The 12,154-nt window shown below is 64.5% G+C and carries 8 protein-coding genes, 1 tRNA gene and 1 riboswitch; of the genes, 7 read left to right on the top strand and 2 right to left on the bottom strand.

What is annotated here, in order from left to right:
- The first annotated feature begins 115 nt into the window (after positions 1-115).
- Positions 116-288: riboswitch (cyclic di-AMP (ydaO/yuaA leader) on the top strand.
- A 282-nt stretch (positions 289-570) separates the two neighbouring features.
- Positions 571-2,505: an APC family permease gene (locus IPV69_RS26610; RefSeq protein WP_206292768.1), complete on the top strand. Its 1,935-nt coding sequence runs from the start codon at positions 571-573 to the stop codon at positions 2,503-2,505.
- A 102-nt stretch (positions 2,506-2,607) separates the two neighbouring features.
- Here IPV69_RS26610 and IPV69_RS26615 read toward each other — a convergent pair whose 3' ends face one another.
- On the bottom strand, positions 2,608-3,195 hold the full coding sequence (locus IPV69_RS26615) for a peroxiredoxin family protein (protein WP_206292769.1): 588 nt from the start codon (positions 3,193-3,195) through the stop codon (positions 2,608-2,610).
- 269 nt (positions 3,196-3,464) lie between these two features.
- On the opposite strand from IPV69_RS26615, the gene IPV69_RS26620 reads away from it, so the two are divergent.
- A complete protein-coding gene (locus IPV69_RS26620) occupies positions 3,465-4,115 on the top strand; it encodes an HPF/RaiA family ribosome-associated protein (RefSeq protein WP_206292770.1) in 651 nt (216 codons plus the stop codon).
- A gap of 185 nt (positions 4,116-4,300) precedes the next feature.
- Positions 4,301-5,452, top strand: a complete 1,152-nt coding sequence (locus IPV69_RS26625; protein ID WP_206292771.1) for an IS5 family transposase — start codon at positions 4,301-4,303, stop codon at positions 5,450-5,452.
- Between the two features lie 184 nt (positions 5,453-5,636).
- On the opposite strand, the gene IPV69_RS26630 is transcribed toward IPV69_RS26625, so the two are convergent.
- Complete coding sequence (locus IPV69_RS26630) at positions 5,637-8,153, bottom strand: prolyl oligopeptidase family serine peptidase (protein WP_206292772.1); 2,517 nt, start codon at positions 8,151-8,153, stop codon at positions 5,637-5,639.
- Positions 8,154-8,450: 297 nt separating this feature from the next.
- Here IPV69_RS26630 and IPV69_RS26635 point away from each other — a divergent pair, with 297 nt between their 5' ends.
- The 4 genes from IPV69_RS26635 (at position 8,451) to IPV69_RS26650 (ending at position 11,733) form a co-directional block, all read left to right on the top strand.
- Positions 8,451-9,338, top strand: coding sequence for a hypothetical protein (locus IPV69_RS26635; RefSeq protein ID WP_206292773.1), 888 nt, complete (start codon positions 8,451-8,453; stop codon positions 9,336-9,338).
- A 95-nt stretch (positions 9,339-9,433) separates the two neighbouring features.
- A tRNA-Ala gene (locus IPV69_RS26640) sits at positions 9,434-9,504 on the top strand.
- 292 nt (positions 9,505-9,796) lie between these two features.
- The gene (locus IPV69_RS26645) at positions 9,797-10,189 is read left to right on the top strand and encodes a type II toxin-antitoxin system VapC family toxin (RefSeq protein WP_206292774.1); all 393 of its coding nucleotides are present in this window, start codon (positions 9,797-9,799) and stop codon (positions 10,187-10,189) included.
- 473 nt (positions 10,190-10,662) lie between these two features.
- Positions 10,663-11,733 carry a hypothetical protein gene (locus tag IPV69_RS26650; RefSeq protein ID WP_206292775.1) on the top strand — a complete coding sequence of 357 codons (1,071 nt, stop codon included), beginning with the start codon at positions 10,663-10,665 and terminating at the stop codon, positions 11,731-11,733.
- Positions 11,734-12,154: the final 421 nt, after the last annotated feature.

A 12,154-nucleotide genomic window follows, 5' to 3' on the forward strand; every position in this document is an offset into this window, starting at 1 on the left:
CCGCCTTCTGCCGGTCGGGCGCAAAGTCATTCACATCAGTGGCTTAGTGTCACGTGGAGTTTCCGTCGGGGGGCTTCCTATTGACGCGCGTTCCCGGGTCGGTAGCATTTGTCCCCTTCGTTTGCCGCCGAGGCACGGGTTTGTTTGAGCCTGTGCGCGGGGAACCCAAGGGTGTTGGTTGCCGTGAGAATCGGCCCGGCACCGGGGGCGCAGCGATCCACGAAGATCGCGGGGCACTTTCAAGCCCTAGCCCGTCAGCTAACCCCGTAGGCTTTTGAGAGGGCACGACAGAGCCTTCCTGCGACGGTCGCCACCCAAGTGGTGTCCGCCCGTCCGACCGCCAAGACTCCTGTCTGTGCGCTGAACGCATGACTGCCGCTTCCGGGAAGGACCGGGGTGTCGGTTGCTGAATGACGTCTTCGGATTTCCGACGCTGTCGCCTCGCTCGGGCGACGGAAGGTGTCGCTATCCGGTCGCTTTTTTGGCAACTCGAAGGTCGTCGTTCCACCTGTTTCATGTATGCACACCGCATCGTCTTCCGGTCGGGCAAAGCCCGCGGCGCTGTCCCTTTTGTCTGCTGAACGTCCAAGGAATGTCGGCTGGAAACAGGCCGGCGGCCTGCTTTTTGGTGACTGGGGCACCAGTCGTCTCTACGTGCTGGGCCTGGCCCTTTTCTTCGCGGGGCGCACCAGCTTCTGGCTCATTCTCGCGATGAGCGTGCTCATCATGGCGGTCGGCTGGGCGTACTCCCAGATCTGCCGCATTTACCCCGACGGCGGCGGTGTCTACACCGCCGCCAAAAGCAAGAGCCGAACCCTCGCCGTCGTCGGCGCATTGCTGCTGTTTGCCGACTACACGGTGACTGCGTCGCTGAGCGCGCTCGACGCGTTCCACTACTTCGGTCTCGGCGCCGAGCATGCACATGTCGAGAAGGGGCAGGTCGACAAAGGCCCCGATACCGATGCGTCCCTCGACCCCCACCGACAGACGCCACCCAGCACCGCCGACGAACTCTTCGCCTGGCGAAGCCCGGCACTCTGGGGCATCGTCGCGGTTGCCGTCATCGGGATGTTCAACCTGATGGGGCCGAAACACACCGGCGGTTTTGCCATCGCGGCGGCCGTGGGGATGGTGTTCATCACACTCCTCATCACCGCGTTCGCGCTGCCGCAGGTGCCCTGGGCCGACCTGCCGCAGAGAATCCCCTCACTTTCCGACACGCTGCAACACCAGCCGACGGCGCTGTGGGTCTCGTTCGTCTCAATCGTCCTGGCGCTGTCCGGCGTTGAGGCGATCGCCAACCTCACCGGCGTGATGAAGAAGCCCGTCGCCCATACCGCCCGCAAGGCGATCTGGGTCGTCGCGACCGAGGTCGCCGTCTTCAACGTCCTCCTGGCGTTGTTCATGCTTTCGATCTCCCCGATCGACCGCGACGCCCACCAGGCTGACATGGCCGCCTTCCTCACCGGGCACTACGTCGGTCAGTGGGGCGAACTGGCCGTACGCATCATCGGCGGCGTGCTGCTGCTCTCGGCGGCCAACACCGCCATCACCGACATGATCTCCGTCCAGTACCTCATGGCCCGCGACGGCGAACTGCCGCAGGTCATGACGCGGCTGAATCGTTTCGGCGTGCCCTGGCTGCCGGCGGTGGTCGCGGCATCGGTCCCCATCATCGTCCTGCTGATCAGCCACGACCTCGACAGCCTCGCCGCGCTCTACGCCATCGGCGTGATCGGCGCGGTCGCGATCAACGTCACCCTCTGCGCCATGCACCCGCGCCTCCGCCGCATGCAACGCAAGGTGCCGATGCTCGTGCTGGGTGTCATCCTGCTGGCGATCTGGGTGACGCTCGCGTTCGTCAAGCGCGAGGCGCTGCTTTTCGTCACCGTCGTCATGGTGCTCGGGCTGTCGGCCCGTCAGCTCAACCGATTCCTCGCCCAGCGCCGCGGACCCAAGCCCAGCATCCTCCGACAGGCGATCGCCGAGCAGCTCCCCGACAACGTCGCACTCATGCCCAAGGTTCTCCTGGCCACCTACGGCTCGGAAGCGCTCGCGGCGCCGGCGTTCGCCGAGGCCAAGCGCATCGGCGCGGCGGTCGTGGTCGCGTTCGTGCGGCAGGTCAACCTGTCCTACAAATACGACGCCGCCGAACGGCTGACGATCGACACCGACCTGGCCGCCCTCCGCACGTTCGCGCGTTTTCTCGACCTTGGTCACGAGGCCGGCGTGCCCGTCATCCCCATCTACGACACCGGCACCAACGCGGCGGAACTGCTGGCCGAATCGGCGGCGATGTACGGCGTGGACCGCGTGCTGATCGGCACCAGCCGACGCGGCGCGATCCACAAGTTCATCAAGGGAAACTTCCAGAAGCAGCTCGAATACCTGCTCCCACCCGACACCAAGATCGTCGTCGTCCCGCCACCGGCCGACGGCCTGCCCCACCGCGCCGATGCTTCGGTGGACGAAGAGGCACTCGAGACCGTCGGGCCCAAGACCTGACGCTTCAAAAGCAGTGGTGCCACGGGTCTGCGACGTTACCGCCGACCCGTGGCACCAAAATGCACGCCGCATTGCTGACAGAACATGAGCGCTGCGCGGTCGTTACTTCTGCGCGACCTTCAGTTCCTTCAGCTTCGCGATCATGTCTTCGGCGCTGGTCGCCGGCTTTACCGCCTTGTCGATCGCGGCGATCTTGCCTTCCTTGTCGATATAAATCGTCCAGCGGTTGGACATGCCCTTGGCGTTCAGCACGCCGTACGCGGCGGCGGCTGTCTTCTTCTCGTCGCCGAGGATCGGGAAGTCGGTCTTCTCCGATTCGGCGAACGCCTTGTTCCCCTTCGGCCCGTCCACCGGATCGACGCTCGCCATGAAGTACGCGACGTCAAACTTCCGGATCTTGTCCCCGTTGGCGGCGAGCGATTTGCACTCGGTCGTGCATCCGCCGGTGAACGCCTTGGGGAACCACGCGATCACCACCGCCTGCTTGCCCTTGAAATCGGACAGCTTGTAGGTCTTGCCGTCGCTGGCGGGGAGCGAAAAGTCAGGGGCGGCGTCGCCGACCTTCAGCTCGGCTGCGGCGGCAGCCTGAACCGGGGATGCGGTGTAGGTCAGCCCGGCAAAGCCCGCGGCGACACCGCAGGCGGCCGCAACCGCGATCGACAATGATTGAAGATTCTTCGAGAAGCGCATGGTTCTCCTCCAGTGGTCTGTGTTGTTGCACACAATCTTGATCGCCCGCACGGGCGATACTCGACTGAACGCCGCAAGTATATACCGGCCGGTGACCGAAGGGTTTGCGTTTACCCCATCACAACGGGCGTTGTGGAAGGGGGAGCCGAGCTTACCGGCAGCGTCTCCAGAAGTGCTACTTCGTGCCCGTCAGGTTCTTCGCCGGGCCCGCCCGATTTCGCGTAGGCGGGCTCCGCCGAACCTGCTACGGTCCGATCAAGGAATCCACCATGACGCAGAAAAACACAACTTCTCGCAGCGGTCACGATCACAAAGGGCCGGCATCGGCCAAACTTCCCGCCGGCGAATCGGGGAAGCAGTTGAACGCCACGACTTCCGCCAAGGAAGCCCGCCTGAATGAAGCGGGTCTGGGCGGCAATCGCACTGGGAAGGCATCCGCGACCGGCAAGCGTGCCCAGGCGCGGCGCGATGCAAAACCGGAAGTCGTCCCCGCGGTCGACACGCTGACCCAATCATCGAACGCATCGACCTCATCCAACGAAGCGCCCGAACCCCAGACGCCCCGGATCCAGGTCCAGGTCAACACCGATCACAACGTCAAGGGGAGTGAGGCGCTCGAGCTGCATGTTCAGTCCACCGTCGATGCCTCGCTCGGCCGATTCGGCGACAAGATCACCCGTGTCGAAATCCACCTCAGTGATGACAACGGCAGCAAGTCCAAAGGCGACGACAAACGCTGCCTCCTGGAAGCTCGCCCGGCGGGCATGAAACCCCTCGTCGTCACCCACGTCGGCGGAACCATCAACGAAGCGGTTGGCGGTGCGGTCGATAAGATGAAAAAACTTCTCGACAGTACGTTCGCCAAGCGACGTGATCCGCAGGGGCGTACGTTGCGTGGCGAATCGCCGGCCGCTGAATGACGTGCGTCGCCCGACTTCACGCAAGGGGGCAGCTTCGTCGCACTTCGGTACGCTCCGCTGCGCGTCGCGGCTAACCGGTTAGCCGCGACGCGGAGCGGAGCGTCTTTAGCAGGACGCTGAAAAACCCTTGACGGCGGCCGGAGGCCGCGCTGAACTATCGGCCATACTCGACATGGAGGTCGCTCATGCGTGGCAAGACGGATCGGCAGGCAGTTCTGTTCGTGGCGTCGATTGACCTGGAGGCCCGTGTCCGCCCGGATCACCCGCTGCGGGCCATCAAGCGGATGGCGGATCAGGATCTGGCGAAGATGAGCCGCCGGTTCGACACCGCCTATGCCCAGGAAGGCCGGCCCAGTGTGCCGCCGGAGCGATTGATCAAGGCGATGCTGCTGCAGTCGCTCTACTCGATCCGCTCTGAGGCACAGCTCGTCGAGCGGATCGACCACGATCTGCTGTTCCGCTGGTTCCTGGATCTGCGGATCGACGAGCTGGTGTTCGACGCCACTGTTTTCAGCCACAACCGGGTCCGGCTGGAGAAGCACGGTTTGATCGACGCGTTCTTCAACAGTACGGTGCGTCGGGCGATCGCGATCGGGCTGGTCAGCTCCGACCACTTCTCCGTCGACGGCTCGCTGATCGAGGCATACGCATCAATCAAGAGCTTCAAGTCCAAGGACCGAGACGATTCCGGGGACTCCAACGGCTTCAAGGGCCGCAACGCGGAAGTCGACTTCCACGGACAGAAGCGGTCGAACGATACGCACGAATCAACGACTGATCCTGACGCGAAGCTGATCCGCAAGAGCGACGGTCAGCCGGCGCGGCTTGCCCACGCGCTGCACGCGATCGTGGAGAACCGGCACGGTCTGGTGCTGGCGGTCGAGGTCAACTCGCCGCTGGACAACAGCGAGCCGAAGACCGCGGTGTCGTTGTTGGACCGCGTGAAGGAGCGATTCAAGATCACGCCTAAGACGCTGGGCGCAGACAAAGGATACGACCAAGGGCCGTTTCTGCTCGACCTGGAGAAACGAAAGATCACGCCGCACGTGGCGACCAAGGACGGACCGATCGGCGGGGAGCCGGGAACCCGCTACAGCAAGGTGAACACCGAGACGATCGCGGCCCGCAAGCGGATGCGAAAGCGAGAGAGTGGCGTTGGGTACTCGATCAGCCAACGGTGCCGCAAGAAGATTGAGGAGTGCTTCGGCTGGGTGAAGACGATCGGCGGCCTGGCGCGGACGCGTCTGATCGGCCACCGCAAGACCGGCCAGCAGGCGCACATTGCCGCGGCGGCGTTCAACCTGATCCGGTTGCGCTCACTGTCGGGCGTAGCATGAACCACAGGGCCATCGATGCGCGCCGTCCGGCGCCGCGACGGGCTCGCCGAAGCGAAAATCCGTCCTGTTTCAAGCCATACTTGCAATAACTGTTGGTCAACGGCCAAAGCGAGGGCCAGAAATCAGGCGATTCAAGGGTTTTTCAGCGTCCTGTTAGCGCGTCTCCCGTACGTCTCCGGAGGGCCTACTTCGTACCGATCAGGTTCTTCACCAGGAACTCCGCCCGCCGGCGGGTGCCGTAGGGGGTCTCGGCGGCGCCGTGCTTGCCGCCGACGATGACCACCAGATCAAAATCCTTGTCGGCCTTCTGCAGCGCGCCGACCACCTGCATCGTCGACGCGGGGTCTACGTTGTTGTCCATCTCGCCGACGATCAGCATCAACTTCCCCTTCAGCAACCCGGCGTTGACGGCGTTGGAACTGGCGGCGTAGCTCTCGTCTACCGGCCAGCCCATCCACTGCTCGTTCCACCAGATCTTGTCCATCCGGTTGTCGTGGCAGCCGCAGTCGGCGACGGCGACGCTATAGAAGTCGTTGTGCCAGAGAAGGGCGGCCATCGCGTTTTGTCCGCCTGCCGATCCGCCGTAAATGCCGACGCGGGACAGGTCCATCTGCGTGAACCGCGCCGACGCGGCGCGGCACCAGGCGATGCGATCGGGGAAGCCGGCGTCCTTGAGGTTCTTGTGGCAGATGTCGTGGAACGCCTTGCCACGGCCGTCGGTGCCCATGCCGTCGGCCTGCACGACGATCATGCCGCGGTCGGCCAGCCGCTGCCGCTCGCCCCAACTCGGGCGGAATGCGACGGGGGCGAAGAAGTCCTGCGGGCCGGCGTAGATGTTTTCCAGCACGGGGTACCGCTTGGCGGGGTCGAAATCACGCGGCAGCCAGACCACGCCGTAGATATCCGTCTTGCCGTCGCGACCCTTGGCGGCGAAGCGCGTCGGCCAGCGGCCGCCGCGGGCGGCGAGCGCCTCGGACGCGTCCGCCTCTTCCAGGCGGCACACCAGCTTGCCGGTCTCGGCGTTGCGCAGCTCGGTGATGGGCGGCTGATCGACGCGCGACCAGCGGTCGATGAGGTATCGGCGGTCGGGCGACCACTGCACATCGTGCGTGCCGTCGCCGTCGGTAAGGACGGTCAGCCCGGAGCCGTCGACGTTCGCCCGGCAGACGTGGACGTGGTAGGGGTCCTGCCCCGACTTCATACCCATGGCGCGGAACCAGACCTGCCGCGTGTTCGTGTCCAGCCGATCGACGCCGCGCACCAGCCAGGGGCCGTTGGTGATCTGGTTCTTCACCTTGCCGGCCTTGGCGTCGTAGAGCCACAGGTGGTTCCAGCCGTCGCGCTCGCTGGCCCAGACCAGTTCATCCTCGCCGACCCACTGGCAGTAGAACTTCCCGGAGTAGTGGATGAAGGTGTTGCTGCGCTCCTCGACGATCGCGCGGGCGTCGCCGGTGGCGGCATCGACCGCGATCAGCCGGAGCACCTGGTGGCCGCGCTGGTTGTAGACGAAGGTAAACCGCGACGAATCGGCCGACCAGCGGAGGTCGTTGATCGACCAGGGCGTCGGGAACAGGTCGTCCTTGATCGGCACGGCCCGGCGGTCGGCGACGCGGAACAGCCGGGGGCGCGGGTGGTCGATCGGATCGCCGGGCTTGTTGTAGTCGAGCGTGCGGAGCTTCGGCTGCAACTGGTCCTTGGGCGACGACTCGACGGTGTAGACCTTTCGCTCTTCGGGTGTCAGCACCCGCATCGCGACGACGTGCGACGAATCCGGCGACCACCAGACGCGGTCGGGCGAGTAGCCGTCGCCGGCCTTGCCGTCGGTGGTCAGCGGCTGTTCGTCGCCGCCGGCGGCGGGGCGGAGCAGCAGGTTGTCGTCGCGCACGGCGACGACCCATTTGCCGTCCGGCGACGCCGGGCCACGCGGCGATCGGCGACCGGCGGCAGGCTTTCGGCCGGCGGGGCGGGTGGCCGATTCGGGGAACACCATGGCGTCGCCATCATCATCTGCGTCGTCCACGTGTGGCATTGGTTTCGCGCCAGGTTCGACGGTGACCGTCGAGGCGGCCGCACCGGCTTCGAAGAACGCGACGTCTTTGCCGTCGGGATCGACCGCGACCCACACGTGGCCGGCGTAGGTGCCCTGTGTGCTCCGCCGGCCGGGGGCGACGGTCGCAAACTTCCGGCGGTCGCCGTCGGGATCGATCCAGAAGAGGTCGATCGGTTTGGGGGTTCGGTTGACGAAGGTGAGCTCGGATTCGTCACCGTCGCCGCCGAAGCGGCTCGGCCGCGGCCCGGGCAACTGGCGAGCCCCGGACGCGCCGGGTTTGCCGGCGGGCGGATCGACCTTGGTCAGCCCGTACGTCGTCAGATCCAGCCGCCAGGCGGCGTCACCGCCGCGCCCGACGAGGATCAGCGTGGTAGGTGCTTGGCCAAAGTCGAGGGATTCAATCGGCAGTCGGCCGGCGACGACGGGTTTGTTCGTGGCCTTGGCCAGTGCATCGGCGACGCGGGCGTGGTCGAACGCGGGTGCGCGTTTGCCGGCGGCGGCATCGACACGGATGAACTCCCGCTGTCCTCCGGGCAGATCGTTGCGGTACCAGAACTGCGACCCGTCGGCCGACCAGTGCGGATCGATCTTGTCGCGATAGACCCCCTCGGCACCCTGTGCCGCCGATAGCCGTAGGAGAACCAGAAGCAAGCCGTACACCGCCAGGGCCCACGCGGCCGGACGTGCCGCGCGAGCCGCTCGAGGGTGCCCTGTCCGACCGCCGCCGAAGGGGGTCGTTTGCCGGTGTCGAGTCCGCGCCGCGTTGTCTTTCCGCCACATGAGGCCGGCTTATACTCCCGGGGCGACCCGCCGACAATTCTGGACAACGGATGGCAGGTATGGGGTTAAAGGTTAAGGGTCACTTGTCACCGACTACCGACTACTGACTACTGACTACTGACTACTGACTCCGTCCACCTTTGCTCGCCATTTCCCCGGAGGCACTTCATGGCTGCGATCTTGAACCGTCTGCGATTCTTCCTTCCCGCGTTGCTTTGCCTGCTCCTGCCGGCGATGGGATTTGCCGACGACAAACCCGCATCGGCCGCGCCCCCCAAGGGGCAGCGGGTGCAGATCTGCGGCCACAGCTTTCACATCTTCGTCGCTCCGGCGCTGGGCAAAATCGCCGAGTCGGCGGGCATCAAGGATCATGTCACCGTCGGCGCCCAGATGATCGGCGGATCGACCGTTACCCAGCACTGGGACCTTCCCGACGACAAGAACAAGGTCAAAACCGGCCTGACCGCCGGGGCGTTCGACGTGCTGACCCTTGCCCCGCACATGAAACTCGTCCCCGACCCGGCGATCGAGGCGTTCACGATGCTGGGGCTCAAGCACAACCCCAACCTGCGCGTCTACGTGCAGCAGTCCTGGATGGCGTTCGACGACTGGAGCAAGCCGATCAAGGACAACAAGGAGCGCGACCAAAAGACGATCGACATCCTCCGCCCGCCTTTGGAAGTCTTCCGCACCGGCTTGGAAAAGCAGGCGAAGGAGATCAACGCCAAGGCCGGCAAGCAGGTGGTGTTCATCGTGCCCGCGGGCGAGGCGGTGCTGGCACTGCGGGCAAAGGTGATCGCCGGCGAGGTGCCGGGAATCACCAAGCAATCGGAGCTGTTCCGCGACCCCATCGGCCACGGTCTTGAGCCGCTGACTCGACTGGTGAGCTACTGCAACTACGCCGCCATCTACCGCACCAGCCCGGTGGGCCTGAAGGTGTTCGAAAAAGACGGAGACGAAAACGCCCGCAAGCTCAACCGCATGCTCCAGGAGATCGCCTGGAAGGCGGTCTCGGAGGGGGCGATGAGCGGTGTGGAAGCCGACAAGGCGAAGTAGCAGGCTTCTGGCTGATCCGGGCTGATCCCGCCCGAACCGTCGCCCGCCGACTTGACCCGTGCCGGGAAAGCCGTACACTATTTCACTCGGTTCCCGGGGCCATGGTCTAACGGGATGACGACTGAATCGCATTCAGTAAATCGGGGTTCGATTCCCCGTGGCTCCATTTGGCAGCGGGACGGTTTCGACCGTCCCGCTGTTTCGTTTCACGCCTTGGGGATATACTTTTCTTATATGCACCAGATCGATCATGTGATCGTCCGGGAAGGAAAGGTTGTCCTGACTGGCCTTCCGTTCGCCGACGGGCAAGCGGTTACCATTTCGGTCGCTCTGGATGAGCCCTCGCAGCGAGCATCGCGGTCGATTGCCGAAGTGCGCCAGGTCCTTAAGGGTGGCGTCGAGCGGTTCGACGAACCGTGTGAGCCGATGATACCTCCCGAACAGTGGGAGATGCTTCGTTGATCGTCATTGACACCCCTGTCTGGATCTGGTGGGTGGATGATCATCCAAAGCTCAACCGGTCCGTGCGCGACCGGATCGATCGCGAGCGCGATGTCAGAGTCTGCGCGGTTTCCCTGCTTGAGATCGCGACTGCGGTGTCATTGAATCGGCTGATTCTTCGACCGTCCGTCCGAGCATGGCTGGAAGTCGCACAGACTGCCGAGCAGATTCGAATCGAGCCTTTGACCGACGCATTGTGTCTCGAATCGGTCAGTCTGCCCGGCGACTTTCATCGGGATCCGGCAGACCGACTAATCGTGGCCCTTGCCCGGCTGCTCGAAACGGAACTAGTCACCGCCGACGAGAAGATCATTGCATATTCCGGTGTTCGGACGATCCCGGCATCGTGATGAGGACCAACTGCGTCGTGCGTATCGCAGCGACGAAAAGCTCTACCGGTGCCCTGTTAGGTGCATTTTGTACGACCCCGATTCCCGTTGAGGAATCGGGGTTCGCTTTGATGACTGAGAGGAGGAAGTGTGCGTTCCCCCCTTGGTTGTTGCATTGACGCGCTCGTCGCGCCGATATGCTCATCGCACCATAAGCGCTGACCGTGCGGCACGCGCTCCGCTTCGCGTCGCGGCTAACCGAGGACACGTTTCGTGGTTAGCCGCGACGCGAAGCGGAGCGCGTCCACGACGCGGAAAGACGCAGACGATCACCCGTGATCGTGACCGTCACGACCCGGACGTCTCCGGCACTACCTTTCGACCTTCGACGACCCTTCCCGGGCGGGATTTTTTGTTTGGTTTTTGTTCGATAATCCGTACACTTATAGAACATTCTTTTTACCCGGCGTACGCCGCCGGGATGGGAGGTTTCTATGCGCCAGTCGTCGAAGCTTGCGGAGTTCATGGACGCGAAACCGTCCGCGCGGTCGAAGCAGTCCACATTCTCGTCTGCCCAGCGGGATGCGATTCTTGCCGGGGTGCCGCCGGTCGGGATGTTTCAGCCGTTCGTGTCGCCAGCGCCGGAGATGTGCGGCGGGTTTGGGTCGGATCGCGGCGCTGCCGCGGTGCCGGTGATGGATGGCTCGCCGACCTCCAACCCTTGCGATGGCGCGCAGCAGCGTCGGTCGCGGGCGGAGCAGGCGCGGATCAATGGGGCTCGGTCGCGCGGACCGGTGACGCCGGCGGGCAAAGCCGCCAGCTCGCAGAATGCGCTCAAGCACGGGTTGTGCGCCCGGGGCGTTTTGATTCCGGGGGAGGACCCGGCGATCTACCAAGCGTTTGTGGATGATTTTATCGTCGAGCTGAACGCCGTCGGATCGCTGCAGGTGACGCTGGCCGAGCGGGCGGCGGAGCTGGCGTGGAAGCTCAAGCGGGTGCCGGTGCTGGAGTCGTCCATCTTCGCCGGGCGGCGCGAAACGCGCAAGCTCGACGACCTGGCGCTCGGCGGTTTGGGCGATCTGGTCCAGGAGATGCTGAGCGACGACGACACGATGCTGGTCCGCCTGCAGCGGTACGAGCTGCGGCTGGAGCGGTCGATGCGCGGGTGCTTGCGCGAATTGCGCGAGGTGCAGCGGCATGCGGTGTTGTACGGGGCGCGAGAGCGGGGAGATCCGTCGGCGGATGACGCGGGAGATGTTGCGATGGATGACTTCGCGACGGACTTTGCGGCAATGGACGGTGGCACGATGAATGGTGTTACTGCGGATGGTGCCACGTCGGGTGACGTCACGACTGATGGGGCGATGACGCCGGTGTCTGAGGTACTCCGAAGACCCGGATGCCCCGCGCCGATCGCACCAGGAATCCGGGTCTTCGGGGTACCTCAGACACCGGCGTTCATCAGTGCGCCGGGTTCGTTCGACGCGTTGGGTTCGTTTGGCTTTCCTTGGGTTCATTCCGCAGAAACAGGAGGAGGTGGAGGATGGACATCAGCGGGTGCGTGACGTCGCTCGCACGGCTTGGAAAGCCGTGTTACGGACGCCTTGGCGGACAATGTTGTCGGGTTCGTTCGGCGTTTTCGCCTGTGACGGGTTCTCGGGTTCGTTTGGCGCATTCGGCGAACCAGAGTGCTGCGGCGGTTCCGCCATGGGATAAGGACGGACACCGATGCAGGACCGGAGGCGTCATCAGTGACACGGGCTTCCAGCCCGTGCGGGGTGCGTTGTAGTAGGAAGCGTTTGCGATTTCTCAACTCCGATGCCTGACGCACGGGCTGGAAGCCCGTGTCACTAATGACGCCGTTCTTTGCCACGGCGGGCGTTCGGCGTGCTCGGAGAGCGTGGGGCGAATCGCCGTCTTTGACCGAGCCGGCTGGCGAATGAAGCCGGGGCGTTTACCGCCGAATCCGACCCTGCCGGGAGCCGG

This window comes from Humisphaera borealis, assembly GCF_015169395.1.
Taxonomy (GTDB): domain Bacteria; phylum Planctomycetota; class Phycisphaerae; order Tepidisphaerales; family Tepidisphaeraceae; genus Humisphaera; species Humisphaera borealis.

Bases quoted from the DNA above. Each gene is read 5' to 3' on its own strand.
- IPV69_RS26615 (WP_206292769.1), bottom strand. From the start codon at position 3,195: ATGCGCTTCTCGAAGAATCTTCAATCATTGTCGATCGCGGTTGCGGCC.
- IPV69_RS26620 (WP_206292770.1), top strand. From the start codon at position 3,465: ATGACGCAGAAAAACACAACTTCTCGCAGCGGTCACGATCACAAAGGG.
- IPV69_RS26625 (WP_206292771.1), top strand. From the start codon at position 4,301: ATGCGTGGCAAGACGGATCGGCAGGCAGTTCTGTTCGTGGCGTCGATT.
- IPV69_RS26635 (WP_206292773.1), top strand. From the start codon at position 8,451: ATGGCTGCGATCTTGAACCGTCTGCGATTCTTCCTTCCCGCGTTGCTT.
- IPV69_RS26650 (WP_206292775.1), top strand. From the start codon at position 10,663: ATGCGCCAGTCGTCGAAGCTTGCGGAGTTCATGGACGCGAAACCGTCC.